Below are 13,986 nucleotides of genomic sequence, written 5' to 3' on the forward strand. Positions count from 1 at the left end.
TGGAGAAGGTATGAAGTTAATTCAGCGAGTAATGCTTAGCATTTACCTGAGTGTGTCTGTATGGCCTGTATTTGCAAACGACAACCTGTCTTATGTAACACCAGTCAGTGTTGAGCAGCTGGTAGCCGAGGGTTTTAACGGGGTAATTCTGGATGTGCGAACGGTAGAAGAGTTCAGTGAATCCCACGTACCGGATGCGGTAAATGTGCCGCATGATTTATTAAGCAGTCACCTGGCTACATTGGGACGCACCGATACGCCGCTGTTAGTGTATTGTCGGTCGGGTCGCCGGGCGCAAATTGCCATGGAACAATTGCATGCACTGGGATATACCCGGCTCTACCACCTGTCGGGTGACATGCAGGCCTGGCAGGCGCATCAACAACAATAAAATACTTGCCTGCGGGGCCGAACCAACGTAGACATCAGATACAATTCACGGCATCATTGCAGCTCAAATTCACCCCCTGCAAATTACTATTCCTATGACCATTGATATTGCAACGCCGGCTATGTTGTTTCCGGCAATATCCTTGCTGTTGTTGGCTTATACCAATCGTTTTCTTACATTGGCCTCACTGATCCGCCACTTTGATAAAACCAACAGCAACGAAAATACCCATGCGCAAATTCTGAATCTGCGTAAACGCATTCATTTTATTAAGCGAATGCAGGAAGCCGGCGTATTCAGCTTCTTTTTGTGCGTATTGTCGATGCTGGCTATTTATTTGTCTTATCAGCTGGTTGGAAACTGGCTGTTTGCTGCCAGTCTGGTGTGTTTACTGTATAGCCTGTGGCAATCAGTGCGCGAAATTCGCATTTCTTTGGATGCGTTGGATGTCCACCTACAGGGGATAGATCTTGGAAAGAAATCCTGAATTGGTCACCTACGGGCCACTGTTACCAGAGCACTTCGACACGATTATTTCGCTGGGTAACCGGGTGCAGGGTGACGGCTATCTGAACGAAGAAAACCTTCGCCAATATTATACGCTTGGGTTAAAAGACGGCATCAACAGCGGGCATGTTGCCTGGTTTAACAATGAAATGGTGGGATTCAGGCTCAGCTTTGCACCGGGTCATTGGCCAATTGACCAATGGGCCAGCCCTGAACTGTGGGGTGTCGATCCTGCAAAAGTATGTTATTTCAAATGCAATACCGTGGATCCGGCCATGCAAGGATATGGAATCGGCACCACGTTATTAAATCTGGCCAAACAAAGTGCAACGGAGCAAGGCGCGGTTGCAGGCTTAGCCCATATATGGCTTGCCAGTCCAGGCAACAGTGCGTTTCGCTACTTCAGCAGAAACGGTGGTGTGTTGATTAAAGAACACCCCAACAAATGGCGGGAAGCAGCAATGTACGAAGGTTACGATTGCCCGGTTTGCCCTGATATTTGTGAATGCGTTGCGGCAGAAATGCTGCTTAAATTCTAGTTGAAGCAGCACCTACAAAAAAAGCGTGTTACCTGCTAGCCGATAACACGCTTTTTGTTTCAGCAAATTAGCTTACTTTAGCGTAATGCGGGCAAACTTGCGTTTACCTACCTGGTACACGCGTTCTGACGCTTCGGTGATCACTAAGCGAGTATCTTCTACCTTATCGCCGTCGATTTTAACCGCGCCCTGCTTAATCATACGCATGGCATCAGACGTTGAGTCCACTAAGCCTGCTTCTTTCAGCAGGTTGCCTATGGCAATTTCGCCATCAACCAGACTAACCGTTACCTCAGGCATATCATCGGGAATGGCATTTTTCTGGAAACGCTGAATAAAGTCCTGATGCGCGCCTTCCGCGGCTTCGTCGGAATGGAAGCGGGCAATAATTTCTTTGGCCAGCGTGATTTTAATGTCGCGCGGGTTGGCACCGTCAGCCATTTGCTGTTTCAGGGCCGCAATCTCTTCCAGCGGCTTAAAGCTCAGCAGATCATAGTAGCGCCACATCAGATCATCAGTAATCGACATGATTTTACCAAACATGTCGTTTGGCTCATCCGTGATCCCAATGTAGTTATTCAGCGACTTAGACATCTTCTGAACGCCATCCAAGCCTTCCAGCAATGGCATCATTAGCACTGCCTGTTGAGGCTGCCCCTGCTCTTTCTGCAGTTCACGGCCCATTAGCAGGTTAAAACGCTGGTCGGTACCGCCCAGTTCTACGTCGGCTTTCAATGCTACTGAATCCCAGCCTTGTACCAGTGGATACAGAAACTCATGGATCGCAATTGGCTGGCCATTACTGTAACGCTTTTTAAAGTCGTCACGCTCAAGCATGCGGGCAACCGTTTGACTGGCTGCCAGTTTAATCATGCCCGCGGCGCCAAACTCATCAAACCATTCTGAGTTAAAACGCACCTGGGTTTTTGCTGGATCCAGAATTTTAAATACCTGCTCCTGGTACGTTTTGGCATTGGCCAGTACTTGTTCTTTGGTCAGTGGCTTACGCGTAGCGTTTTTACCTGTAGGGTCGCCAATCAGACCGGTAAAATCCCCGATCAGAAAAACCACATTGTGGCCTAACTGTTGAAAAGTACGCAATTTGTTGATGAGCACCGTGTGCCCTAGGTGCAAATCGGGTGCTGTTGGATCGAAGCCCGCCTTAATGGTTAACGGTTTACCGGTTTTCAGTTTGGTAATTAATTCTTCTTCCGGCAGGATCTCATCAGTCCCGCGCTTGATCTCGGCCAGTGCAGCTTGCCAGTCGCTCATTTCTTGGATTCCATCTAACTTCGTTCTGGGCGGGCATTTTACGCGGGCAACCCCGCTATTAAAACCCTTTATCCGCGATCAGTAGCAGATCTTTGCTAAATTCGTCGTTTTCAAACAGGAAAATTAGCGCTCCCCCTAGCTTATCCCCTTGTAAACCGCTATTCTCAGGCTGTTATGATAAAGAGAATACCCCCTAAATTGATGTCTACTATGTTAAAGCAACTACCAAGACCTCACCGGTTGGGTCTGATTGCTGCCAGCGCGTTTGTTGGTTTGCTTATCCTGCTGCCTTCTGATCAGGTTGAAGCGTCCCGTCATACCGAATCCCTAGTATTGGAAACCGGCGTACGGTACCCGCTTTCTATGCACGTGATATCGCAAGAAACTGAAGTACAAGAATTTGAAGAGAACGTTTGGCAAACGTTCGAGGTAAAGCGCGGCGACACACTGGCAAAAATTTTTAAGCGTGCGGGACTCAGCCCACAGGATACCTATGCGGTGAGTCATGCTGGTGAACAAGCCAAAACACTGGTTACTCTGTTACCCGGCGACAAACTGGATTTAGACGTACGCGACAACCAGTTTTACGGACTTCGTTATACCCTATCGGCCACCGATACTCTGTTAATTAAGCCTGAAAGCGACGGTTCGTTAACCTCCAGTATTGATACTAAGCCAGTTGAAATACGGTACAACTTTGCTCAGGGCGAGATCAGTTCAAGTTTCTGGAATGCCGGTACAGCTGCGGGTTTAACCGATAACCAAATCATGCACCTGGCAGGAATCTTTGGCTGGGATATCGACTTCGCGATGGAAATTCGCGATGGCGATACCTTCAACGTGATTTTTGAAGAGCGATATATCGACGGTGAATTTGTCGGTTACGGCGACATCGTTGCTGCGGAATTTGTTAACCAGGGCGAGCAGTTTCGGGCTATCCAGCACGAAGACGGCAACTATTACACCCCGGAAGGCCGCAGTATGCGCAAGAGCTTCCTGCGCGCACCAATTAACTTTAAATATGTAAGTTCAAACTTTACTAAAGCGCGTTTTCATCCGGTGCAAAAACGCTGGAAAGCCCACCGCGGTACAGATTACGTAGCTGCTGTTGGCACGCCGGTAATGGCCGCAGGTGATGGTAAAGTAATCAAATCTGCCTATGACAAATACAATGGCCACCACGTGTTTATTCAGCACGGCGAATCCTACACCACCAAATACCTACATTTTAGTAAACGCGCGGTAAAAACAGGCGATACGGTAAAACAGGGGCAAACTATTGGCTATCTGGGTAGTACCGGCCTGGCGTCCGGGCCGCATTTGCACTATGAATTTCTGGTTGACGGTGTGCATCGTAACCCCAGAACAGTCGACCTTCCCAAGGCACGTCCCATTGCAGACAACGAACGTGAAACCTTTATGAAGATTGCAGCACTCAGGCTGGATCAGTTGAATGCGTCGCGCCGTATTATGCTGGCAATGAAATAACGCCCATGTCTTATGTGATTGGCGCGATGTCTGGTACCAGTATGGATGGCGTAGATGCCATTCTGGTTGATATCACCCGCGATCACATTCGCCCTGTTGCTGCTTTTCACCAACCCTATCCTGAAGCCCTGTTAGCGCAATTGCACAGCCTTTGTCGAATGGGCGACAACGAATTAAATATCTGCGGCAGTGTTGATCGCGCGGTAGGCTGTGTATTCGCCAGTACTGTGAACGGTTTGCTGGCGCAGCAAAAGCTTACTCCCGCCGACATACTGGCGATTGGCTCTCACGGCCAAACGGTTCGTCACTACCCATCGCAAGTACCAGGTATGAATCCTGAGGACGCGGGTTTTACTCTGCAAATTGGCGATCCAAATACTCTGGCTATTTTAACTGGCATTGATGTGGTGTCTGATTTCAGGCGCAAAGACATTGCCCTTGGCGGTCAGGGCGCGCCACTGGTACCGGCCTTTCATCATGCGCAGTTCAGTACATCAGGCAAAGCAAGAATAGTGGTAAACATTGGTGGGTTTGCCAACATTACTGTGCTACCGGGTGATGATCCTGCCGGGATCCGCGGTTTCGATACTGGCCCGGGCAACGTTTTGCTGGATGCCTGGTGCCTGCAACACTGCGGCAACGCTTACGATGACAATGGAAACTGGGCGGCCAGCGGCAAAGTAAACACAGTACTGCTGAATAACATGCTGGCCGATCCGTATTTTCACGTATCCGGCCCCAAAAGTACCGGGCGGGAATATTTCAATATGGCCTGGTTGCAGCAACAATTAGTGCGTGTCCCGGCTCTGCCTGCCGAAGATGTGCAAGCCACCTTGCTCGCGCTAACCGCACACTCTATTGTCAACGCCATAAAAAACTATACGGATACCACAGAGTGCTTTGTATGCGGTGGTGGCGCGTTTAACAGCGCACTCATGAACACCTTACAGGCCATGTTACCTGCAATAAATGTAGCCACTACCCAAGTGTTGGGTATTCCCCCCCAATGGGTAGAAGGCGTCGCCTTTGCCTGGCTTGCGTGGGCGCATTTGAATGGCATACCGGGCAATGTGCCTGCTGTTACCGGCGCTTCCCGCCGGGCGGTGTTAGGAACCTTTACCCCAGCAAGCTAAACACGGAGACGTTATGCGAAAGCTCGATCATGTTGATATTGCCATTTTGGCCTGTTTGTACGAAGACCCCTGCATGACCAACAAGGCCATTGCCGAAGCCATTAATATGGCTCCGTCTTCGTGTCTTGAACGCATCAAACGCTTGCAACATGAACAAGTGATCCGCGGTGCGCGCAGTGTACTCAACTTTGCCGCGTTGGGCGGGCATATTCAGGCTATGGTAGCGGTTCGTCTGTCGTCTCACAGTCGCGATACAGTAGATCAGTTTCAGCAGGAACTGGTAGCCGAAAAAGAAGTACTGAGCGTGTTTCATATGGGCGGTGAGAACGACTTTTTACTGCATGTTTGCGTACCCGACGCCCTGCACCTTCGCGATTTTATATTTAATCAAATCACTGCCAGAGAAGCGGTTACTCACGTAGAGACTACCCTTATCTACGATCATATTACCAGCACGTCACTACCCTGTTTCCCTGATTAATATCCACTCGCGGGTTATCCTTAGTTCCAATATGCTATGACCTATAACGCAATGCTATTTGGAAAATCGCTTGGTTGCACACAGATCGTGAGTTAACTGATCGATGGGCTCGAGAATGCGTATAAGCTCCTCTGAGTCAGTACATCGATGCGATCACAACTACAAAGGATGACCAATGACAGACAAGCATTTATTCAAGCCCATTCAATGGGCTGGCGAAACACTTAACAACCGAATGGTGCTGGCACCACTTACCCGTGGCCGCGCAGGCGAAACCCGTGTGCCCATCGATATTATGGGCGACTATTATGTGCAGCGAGCCTCAGGTGGGTTACTGATCACCGAGGCTACAGGGATTTCTTCTGAAGCCAATGGCTGGGTAGGTGCACCGGGTATCTATACCGAGGAAATGACACATGGCTGGAAAGCCATTAACGAGCGGGTACATGCAGCTGGCGGCAAAATTGTACTGCAAATGTGGCATACCGGCCGCGCTTCGCACAGCGATTTCCACAATGGCGAACTCCCACTTTCTGCGTCAGCCATAGCCATTAATGACGACGGCGGCATTCATACACCCAACGGTAAAAAGCCCTTTGAAGTGCCACGCGCCATGACCAAAGAAGACATCGCGCGTACCGTAGCCGACTATAAACAGGCAGCAGTGAATGCGAAAGCCGCTGGCTTCGATGGTCTTGAAGTGCATGCCGCCAATGGCTACCTGCTTAACCAGTTCCTCGACAGCCGCAGCAATCAACGCGACGATGAATACGGTGGCAGCGTAGAAAATCGCTATCGCTTCCTCGGTGAAGTCCTTAGCGCCATACTGGAAGTCTGGCCCGCAGAAAAAGTCGGCGTGCGTTTATCGCCTAACGGCGTGTTTAACGACATGGGAGCCGATGATTTCCGCGAAACCTTCTTGTATGTAGCCAAACAACTGAACGAACTTAAGTTGGGCTACCTGCACGTTATGGACGGACTGGCGTTTGGCTTCCACCAGCGTGGTGAACCTATGACACTGGCCGAATTCCGTTCGGTATACAACGGCCTGCTGATTGGCAACTGTGGTTACGACCAGGCTGCGGCAGAGCAGCGCATTGCCGATGGCGATGCCGATATGATTGCATTTGGCCGCCCGTGGATCACCAACCCGGATTTACCAGCGCGCTTTGAACATGATTATCCGCTAGCCCCCAGCGATGATATGAGTCGCTGGTATGGCGGTGGTGCCGAAGGCTATTCAGACTACCCGGCGTACAAGCCACAGTAGAGATAAATCATCAATGCGTTTCACAGGCGCACATCATGTGCGCCTGCTGTTTTACTAGCCCAATAACTCAACCAAACTCGGTTGTGACGCTGCGTGTTGGCGATGCACCGTTTCAATTGTATTGAAATAGAAAGTATCGAGTTCGTCGGCACACATAAACTGCTCGCTAAAACCCGGCACAATGGGGTCAATAGCGTGCTTCAACGCCAGTACAAAGTGCGCGATCAACTGTCTTACGTTGTCGCTGCCCATAGCAATGCGCATGGTGGTGAGGCGAATACCCGCTTTTTCCTGCTCTTCCCGGCTTAACTCCGAGTGCGACGTAAGTGCCGGGCAAAGTATTAGCGTGTTGGTTTGCCCAATACTGATTTGGTGACCAAACGCAGGCTCCAGCGAATCGAAGAAACGCGCAAATTCCACCCGGTTTAACTCAGGTAAGTCCAACTCTACAGTAAATAACGCACAGGGCCAGCCGTGCTGATGCATCTTCTCACGCAACCCGGCATTGGGATGTTCCGGCAACGCATGGCTGTTTACTTTTACTTTGGGATGCGATGACAGAAAGCGGGTAAATACCTGGGTATTGATCACCTTGCTTAACATGCGGTGGTTCAAGGTTTTCATACCGGTTAAAACGTCGAACGCTTTTTCCGAATCCAGGAACGAGCCTTTAATGTAGTACACATCCCAAAACAGAGTTTGCGACCAATCGACGCCCTGTGTGGAGTGCCCTTTGGGCTGGAACATACGGTGGTTTTCACCAATCACTACGCCCGCTGTTGTGGTGCCGGTACCACAAATATCCTTGGTATAACTGTGCATCACATAATCGGGGCGACTGGCTTTGTCGGCGTGTTGCAGAGGCTTGTGCAATACCGGTGTTGCCAGTGTTGAATCCAGCATGACCAGCGCATTTTCGGCATGCGCGAGTCGGCAGATTGCCGGTACATCAAGTACCAGTCCATGCGGATTACAAGGTGACTCAATGTAGACGTGTAGTTTTGCGCCACCTGCCAGTCTGTTTGCGTACTGGGTTTTCACGCTTTCCAGATGTGCAGCGAACTCAGCTTCTGAGTAGCCATCAAACCAGGCCAGCGTAATAGCCATCCGATTTTCGCGGGCAAAATAGTCGTGTAGTAATTGGAACACACCACCATACACGTTGCGCGACACTATCAGTACATCGCCGTGAGACAACACATTCGATAGCATGGCATCCACCGCCGCCATACCAGAGTTGAAGTTCCACGCCAGGTATTCCTGAGCATTGGGGCCCGCTTCCAAATCCACTATGGCGTTGGCTAACGAAATATTAGTGGGATTCATCAGGCGGCTATAAATTTGATGGGTCGATTCTTTACCCTCAAACGCCTCCTCTACCCATTCGGTACAGGCATACACATAGGTAGCCGTTTTCACTACTGCTGGTGTGGCTGAAAACAGCGCTGGCACATTGTCAAAAAGCGGGTAGTGTTGCTGAGAATCGTGGTTCAGACTTTGCCAGGTTTGACGAAACGGGTTTTGCAGGGTATCCAGTACCTTGGCAATTTGAAACGACAAAAACTTTTTGGCATTAAAATAGGCCAGCTTATCGGCTTTATCGAGGCTATCGAGGGTATCACGCGTTACTTGCCACAACTGCTGCACGCTGTCATGCGCCGCATATAAGTGTGAGGCGGTATCAGCCAACGCTTTACCGTAGGCACAGTTTGGCTGAATGCCAAAGTGCGCTAACTGCTCATTAACCAATTCGGCAACAGACTGAGCTTCGGTAGTATGCCGCCTTGGCGAAAGCGCTTTGCTTGCAGCCGATAATTCAGAAGTAGGGTGAGAGTGAGTCATTTGCAAACCTGTTCGTTAAATTTATTATTAGCTGAATATAATTCGTTAAAGACACAAAATTAAGGAATTATATTCATATAAATTTAACAAACAGGAAACAAATGTTTACTGTGATGTGAATTTAGCCTGATTAGATCCGCGGATCGGTGGCCTTAACCCCGGTATTATCCTGATGCTGTTGCCATAATGCGAGCAGCGCCGGATACCCCGAGAAGTCCCACAACTCCCGAAAACTCACCCAGTCGATTAAACAAAATAAACAAATTGCAGGGTAATCCCACTGACTGAATTCGCCCTTTTCGGCGTCGGCATTCAGCACACTCAACAAAGTTTCTATGCGCTCTAATTGCAGCCGGAAAAATAACAAATCCGGGTTTTGTTCAATCCCTGAGCGCTTGAGCATCATCAGTTGCACAAATGAATCGTTGGCGGCATCTATCATGGTTAACTGATTTTCCTGTTGCCAACTCAAAGGCTTAGCACCGGATTTATCCTGCAAATAACGAAAGATAACCCGCGAGTCGAAGACCATTTGTTCGTTATCTTCAAATGCGGGTACTTTTAACGCAGGATTTTTTTCTTTCAACAACGCGCGCCCCGGGCCAGCGAAAATATCCATATTTACAAACTCGTAGTCTGTATCGCGAAGCCATAACCGAATGCGGCGAACATAGGGGGATGTGGTAGAGCCGTACAGTTTCATGATCTGATCTCGTGGAAAATTGAGCACTCAGACTAATACGAAAAAACGGCTATTGGCAATTCAAAGGAATAAGCGGGGCGATAAATCCCCGCAAAAATCTGTTTAAACGCTGAAGCTGGCGCCACAGCCACAAGTTGTAGTGGCGTTAGGGTTTTGTACCAGAAAACGCGAACCTTCCAAACCATCAACGTAGTCAACCACGCCGCCAACCAGGTATTGCAGGCTCATGGGGTCTACCACCAGGGTTACGTCGTTTTTGTCGATAGTGGTGTCGCCGTCATTCACCTTTTCGTCAAATGTAAAACCGTACTGGAAGCCTGAACAACCACCACCCGTTACATACACGCGAAGTTTCAGATTCGGATTTTCTTCCTCTTGCACCAGCTCTTTCACTTTGCTGGCCGCTGCGTCTGAAAACTCAATCGGAAGTGCCATCTCAACGGACATAAATACCTCAAATAAAAAACCGGCACGCCGGTAATAACATGGCGGTATTATCTAATACCTGAGTAATTACATCAACTATTCTGACGGGAGAATCTTTTGGGCGAAACCTCAGCGATCCACACGAAGCAAATTGCTGCATACAAAAGGCTCAAAGGGTTGAATCGATGGTAACCACACCGCTATTGGAATCATAAAAAATGGAATAGCCAGGTTCTGCGACCAACAAAAACGTACAGGTATTGTTGCTGTAGGTTGCCTGATAATCCTGGGACGTATCACTAGCTACGGTGGGTGAGCCATCACCGAGCACGGCTCCCCATACCGACATACAGTCAAACTCATTATCAAGCATCGGACTGGCTTCGTATGGCAGATAGCTTTGTGCAGGCCAACCGCTGGCATTCATGTCCATGAGGTTACTGCCATTACCGTACAAATCCAGATTGTCCACCGGGCCTGAATTGCCGGTAGAAGCCCATTTTAAATGCGCCAGTTTGATTGCTGACGCAAAGGCCGCACCAGTTCCTTGCACAGTAGCAGCATGGGCTTCGCCCTGAAAATCAATAAAGCGCGGCGCAGCCGTTACTGACAAAACCCCCAGGATCACGATCACCAGGACAAGTTCGATCAGCGTGAATCCGAAATTAGCTGAATAGCGGGACATGTTAACACTTAGAAAACCAGATACTTATTCAGTGATTATGTTGAATTACGCTGAAAAATAATACCTTTTTCTAGGGCGTGTTGATCTTTGCTGTACGACTTTTGGTCTATATGAAAGCATTTTAATCGCGAAACAGCCCTGCAGGCATAGTTGTTCTACGTCAAAGGGCTGTGACAAAGAGTAAAATGCTTTCATGACGACCCCTTCGGGCAGCGCCCGGTAACCGGCCAGTGTGCACCATTTATACTGCGTTGACTGTTTTTGATTTAGGCCCACTAGACCTGCAGACAGTCGCCTTGCCTAAATGGTGCACACTGGCCAGCTATGGACTGCTGAAAAAGTGCACAGCAAAGATCAACACGCCCTAATACTTACGCGTTATAAGTCAGGCAAAATACGCTTTTGTGAATACGTATGTATATTTCGTCTTCGGCTAATAGCCGCTATGCTCGAACGAAATAAGCTACAGAATACGCGTGATCATGAAATCAAACCTCCTGCACACATTAACCCGGGTAAGCGCACTGGCGCTAACGCTTCCTTTGATGCTATCGTGCCAACAACCACCGGATCGGGCACCGGAACAGTTATTGGACGCGCCTGCGCAGGATTTCACAATGCACACTAATAACGCCAACGCAAAGCCAGTAATCTATCAGGTATTCACCCGTTTATTTGGCAATAAAAACACGACTAACACGCCCTGGGGTACGCTGGAAGAAAACGGTGTTGGGAAGTTCAGCGATATTAATGATGATGCACTCATTGCGCTAAAGCAGATGGGAATAAGCCATGTGTGGTATACCGGCATTGTGCACCACGCGTCTGTTACCGACTATTCAGAGTACGGTATTCCGGTTGATGATCCCGACGTAGTAAAAGGCAGGGCGGGTTCGCCTTATGCCGTGCGCGACTATTACAATGTAAATCCGGATCTGGCTGACGATCCCACTCAGCGCCTGGCAGAGTTTGAGGCCTTAATTGCGCGCACGCAAGCCCAGGGCCTGAAAGTGATCATCGATATTGTGCCCAACCATGTGGCCCGCAAATATGCGTCACTCACCTACCCGGAAACCAGTTTTGGTTTACATGACAATACCAATGTCGAGTATCAGAAGAACAACAATTTTTATTATGTGCCCGGTCAGGGGTTCGAAGTGCCTGATATACCAGAGAGTTTGACGCCTCTGGGCGAAGAGGCACATCCATTGGCTGACGGCAAGTTCGACGAATCCCCAGCCAAATGGACCGGCAACGGTGCCCGCGCCGCTAAACCAGATGTTAACGACTGGTACGAAACCGTAAAAATCAACTATGGCGTAAGACCAGACGGCACATACGACTTCCCAGCCCTGCCAGAGGCAATGCGCGGGTTACCTGCAACGGAGCATGTTGCGTTTTGGAAAGACAAATCCGTACCGGATTCCTGGGTGAAATTTAAGGATATTACCCAGTATTGGCTTAACAAAGGCGTGGATGGCTTTCGCTATGATATGGCTGAAATGGTGCCCGTTGCGTTTTGGTCGTATCTGAACAGCCACATTAAAGTGCGCCGCCCGGATGCATTTTTACTCGCTGAAGTGTACCAGCCTCATCTTTATCGCGATTATCTTCAATTGGGATTAATGGACTCGCTGTACGACAAAGTGGATTTTTACGATACGCTAAAACGCATCATGCAAGGTAACGGCGCCACCAGTGAACTGGTTGCCATTCAACAGCAATATCAGGATATTGCGCCACAACTACTGCACTTTTTAGAAAACCACGATGAACAGCGCATCGCCAGCCCTGACTTTGCGGGAGATGCGGAAAAAGGCAAACCTGCGTTAGTGGTGTCAGCACTCATGAGTTCGTCGCCAATGATGGTCTACTTTGGTCAGGAAGTAGGCGAAGATGGCAGCGAAGACATGGGATTTGGTAAACCTACCCGCACGACGATATTTGATTACGCGGGAGTACCTGCGCACCAACGCTGGATGAATGATGGTAAGTTTGATGGTGGACAGCTTTCCGATTCAGAAAAAGCCTTAAGGCACTACTACGAAACGGTGTTGAAAATCGCTGCAACACATCCGGCAGCAACGGGCAGCTATGCCAGCCTGCATCAGGCAAGCCTTACTGGAGACAGTGATTACAGTGAAAAACAACTGGCCTTTGCACGCTGGCAAGGCGATGACAAACTCATCGTAGTAAGTAACTTTGATGCCAACAATGCAGTTGATCTCAATGTTTTATTACCCACTTCGTTACAAGGCAGTTGGTCTATTGACTCTCCACTGGTATTAACTGATTTATTGACAGGTCAAACGCTGATCTCAACATTGACTCAGCAACAACTCTCGATCGTAGTTGCCTTACCCCCTCTTGGTTCAGTAATTCTCTCCGTTGCTAAATAAACACTTACCCAACCAACAATAAATGCCAGGTCTAATAACCTGGCATCACCTACATGGCGTATGTTGCGCCAGCTAACATCATGAGTCCACCAGCAACCATAAATACGTTCTCACTAAGGGAAACAAACCCCAGAGGCACGTTACTGTCGCCGCCCACACAGGCGCACTTGAGTTCTCGTTTATCAATATAAACCGCTTTGACAACTGAAACTGCACCGACAGAACCGATAAATACAGACACCGGCGCCACCAGCCAGGGAGAAATACCACTTAGCATGCCTAACCCCGCATACAGCTCCAGAAACGGATAAGCATAGCTGTAGCGAATGTGACGCATCGCTAGCAAGTCATATGTAATAAAGCTATTAGTAAAAGTATACAAATTCTGCAGTTTTTGCACTGCCAGCAGGGTCATGGCAAATCCAATGAAAAGCATAATGGTGCCGCTAACAGAATATCCGGCGGTCAGTGATTGCTGATAAACCAGCGCGAGTAAAAACGCGACTGAAAAAATCGCTATCACCGGCTGATAACTGGTGCCCTTTTGACCCTGTGGAGATTTACCAAAAAAAGCTCGCAGGTCGTCATACCCGCCCACGCGCTTATTATCAATGAAAGTTTGAGGGGTCGTTTTAACGTTGTGCTTAGCCTTAAACGCGTCGGTTTCTTCACGCGTTTTAAGCCATCGGTCGTCTACCTGATAGCCCTCACGCTTTAGCAGGTCCTTTGAGCGCAGGCCGAAGGGACAAATGTGTTGGTCCGTAACCATACGATACAATATTGCCGTTTTCATTTCGCCTCCTGACATATTAAAGATTTCAGAGATATGAAGCGTCACGTGTAAGCTTTT

At 48.9% G+C, this 13,986-nt stretch carries 14 protein-coding genes; 8 read left to right on the plus strand and 6 right to left on the minus strand.

Annotated features, from left to right (window positions below; genetic code table 11):
- Positions 1-10 precede the first annotated feature (10 nt).
- The 3 genes from FJ444_RS14025 to FJ444_RS14035 all read left to right on the plus strand — a co-directional run bounded on the left by FJ444_RS14025 (position 11) and on the right by FJ444_RS14035 (position 1,437).
- Positions 11-391, plus strand: a complete 381-nt coding sequence (locus FJ444_RS14025; RefSeq protein WP_140959156.1) for a rhodanese-like domain-containing protein — start codon at positions 11-13, stop codon at positions 389-391.
- Positions 392-485: 94 nt separating this feature from the next.
- Entirely contained in the window at positions 486-878 is a 393-nt protein-coding gene (locus tag FJ444_RS14030; protein ID WP_140959158.1) for a DUF2721 domain-containing protein, read from the plus strand.
- Positions 859-1,437: an N-acetyltransferase gene (locus tag FJ444_RS14035; protein WP_140959160.1), complete on the plus strand. Its 579-nt coding sequence runs from the start codon at positions 859-861 to the stop codon at positions 1,435-1,437. The genes FJ444_RS14030 and FJ444_RS14035 overlap by 20 nt, the downstream gene beginning before the upstream one ends.
- 72 nt (positions 1,438-1,509) lie before the next feature.
- Here the strand turns inward: FJ444_RS14035 and tyrS are convergent, their stop codons facing one another.
- Positions 1,510-2,709 (minus strand): tyrosine--tRNA ligase, encoded by a 1,200-nt coding sequence (tyrS, locus tag FJ444_RS14040; protein WP_140959162.1) that lies wholly within the window; start codon positions 2,707-2,709, stop codon positions 1,510-1,512.
- A gap of 174 nt (positions 2,710-2,883) precedes the next feature.
- Between tyrS and FJ444_RS14045 the strand changes: the two genes are divergently transcribed.
- The 4 genes from FJ444_RS14045 (at position 2,884) to FJ444_RS14060 (ending at position 7,081) form a co-directional block, all read left to right on the plus strand.
- Positions 2,884-4,197 carry a peptidoglycan DD-metalloendopeptidase family protein gene (locus FJ444_RS14045; RefSeq protein ID WP_181405168.1) on the plus strand — a complete coding sequence of 438 codons (1,314 nt, stop codon included), beginning with the start codon at positions 2,884-2,886 and terminating at the stop codon, positions 4,195-4,197.
- Between the two features lie 5 nt (positions 4,198-4,202).
- Positions 4,203-5,330 carry an anhydro-N-acetylmuramic acid kinase gene (locus FJ444_RS14050; RefSeq protein ID WP_140959166.1) on the plus strand — a complete coding sequence of 376 codons (1,128 nt, stop codon included), beginning with the start codon at positions 4,203-4,205 and terminating at the stop codon, positions 5,328-5,330.
- 13 nt (positions 5,331-5,343) lie between these two features.
- Positions 5,344-5,811 (plus strand): Lrp/AsnC family transcriptional regulator, encoded by a 468-nt coding sequence (locus tag FJ444_RS14055; RefSeq protein WP_140959168.1) that lies wholly within the window; start codon positions 5,344-5,346, stop codon positions 5,809-5,811.
- A 175-nt stretch (positions 5,812-5,986) separates the two neighbouring features.
- The gene (locus tag FJ444_RS14060) at positions 5,987-7,081 is read left to right on the plus strand and encodes an alkene reductase (RefSeq protein WP_140959170.1); all 1,095 of its coding nucleotides are present in this window, start codon (positions 5,987-5,989) and stop codon (positions 7,079-7,081) included.
- Between the two features lie 54 nt (positions 7,082-7,135).
- Here the strand turns inward: FJ444_RS14060 and FJ444_RS14065 are convergent, their stop codons facing one another.
- From FJ444_RS14065 to FJ444_RS14080, 4 genes are all read right to left on the minus strand, one after another.
- Positions 7,136-8,923 (minus strand): PLP-dependent aspartate aminotransferase family protein, encoded by a 1,788-nt coding sequence (locus tag FJ444_RS14065; RefSeq protein ID WP_140959172.1) that lies wholly within the window; start codon positions 8,921-8,923, stop codon positions 7,136-7,138.
- A 130-nt stretch (positions 8,924-9,053) separates the two neighbouring features.
- Complete coding sequence (locus FJ444_RS14070; protein ID WP_140959174.1) at positions 9,054-9,626, minus strand: glutathione S-transferase family protein; 573 nt, start codon at positions 9,624-9,626, stop codon at positions 9,054-9,056.
- A gap of 102 nt (positions 9,627-9,728) precedes the next feature.
- A complete protein-coding gene (gene erpA / locus FJ444_RS14075) occupies positions 9,729-10,073 on the minus strand; it encodes an iron-sulfur cluster insertion protein ErpA (protein WP_140959176.1) in 345 nt (114 codons plus the stop codon).
- 148 nt (positions 10,074-10,221) lie between these two features.
- Entirely contained in the window at positions 10,222-10,737 is a 516-nt protein-coding gene (locus FJ444_RS14080; RefSeq protein ID WP_140959178.1) for a type II secretion system protein, read from the minus strand.
- A 482-nt stretch (positions 10,738-11,219) separates the two neighbouring features.
- Here FJ444_RS14080 and FJ444_RS14085 point away from each other — a divergent pair, with 482 nt between their 5' ends.
- Positions 11,220-13,136, plus strand: coding sequence for an alpha-amylase family glycosyl hydrolase (locus FJ444_RS14085; protein ID WP_140959180.1), 1,917 nt, complete (start codon positions 11,220-11,222; stop codon positions 13,134-13,136).
- Positions 13,137-13,185: 49 nt separating this feature from the next.
- Here FJ444_RS14085 and FJ444_RS14090 read toward each other — a convergent pair whose 3' ends face one another.
- Positions 13,186-13,929: a MauE/DoxX family redox-associated membrane protein gene (locus tag FJ444_RS14090; protein ID WP_140959182.1), complete on the minus strand. Its 744-nt coding sequence runs from the start codon at positions 13,927-13,929 to the stop codon at positions 13,186-13,188.
- Positions 13,930-13,986 lie beyond the last annotated feature (57 nt).

This window comes from Aestuariibacter sp. GS-14 (assembly GCF_006494365.1).
GTDB classification, from domain to species: Bacteria; Pseudomonadota; Gammaproteobacteria; order Enterobacterales; family Alteromonadaceae; genus Alteromonas; species Alteromonas mangrovi.

Coding starts and splice junctions, on each gene's coding strand:
- FJ444_RS14025 (WP_140959156.1), top strand. CDS start 11: ATGAAGTTAATTCAGCGAGTAATGCTTAGCATTTACCTGAGTGTGTCT.
- FJ444_RS14030 (WP_140959158.1), top strand. CDS start 486: ATGACCATTGATATTGCAACGCCGGCTATGTTGTTTCCGGCAATATCC.
- tyrS (WP_140959162.1), bottom strand. CDS start 2,709: ATGAGCGACTGGCAAGCTGCACTGGCCGAGATCAAGCGCGGGACTGAT.
- FJ444_RS14045 (WP_181405168.1), top strand. CDS start 2,884: ATGATAAAGAGAATACCCCCTAAATTGATGTCTACTATGTTAAAGCAA.
- FJ444_RS14050 (WP_140959166.1), top strand. CDS start 4,203: ATGTCTTATGTGATTGGCGCGATGTCTGGTACCAGTATGGATGGCGTA.
- FJ444_RS14055 (WP_140959168.1), top strand. CDS start 5,344: ATGCGAAAGCTCGATCATGTTGATATTGCCATTTTGGCCTGTTTGTAC.
- FJ444_RS14060 (WP_140959170.1), top strand. CDS start 5,987: ATGACAGACAAGCATTTATTCAAGCCCATTCAATGGGCTGGCGAAACA.
- FJ444_RS14065 (WP_140959172.1), bottom strand. CDS start 8,923: ATGACTCACTCTCACCCTACTTCTGAATTATCGGCTGCAAGCAAAGCG.
- FJ444_RS14070 (WP_140959174.1), bottom strand. CDS start 9,626: ATGAAACTGTACGGCTCTACCACATCCCCCTATGTTCGCCGCATTCGG.
- erpA (WP_140959176.1), bottom strand. CDS start 10,073: ATGTCCGTTGAGATGGCACTTCCGATTGAGTTTTCAGACGCAGCGGCC.
- FJ444_RS14080 (WP_140959178.1), bottom strand. CDS start 10,737: ATGTCCCGCTATTCAGCTAATTTCGGATTCACGCTGATCGAACTTGTC.
- FJ444_RS14085 (WP_140959180.1), top strand. CDS start 11,220: ATGAAATCAAACCTCCTGCACACATTAACCCGGGTAAGCGCACTGGCG.
- FJ444_RS14090 (WP_140959182.1), bottom strand. CDS start 13,929: ATGAAAACGGCAATATTGTATCGTATGGTTACGGACCAACACATTTGT.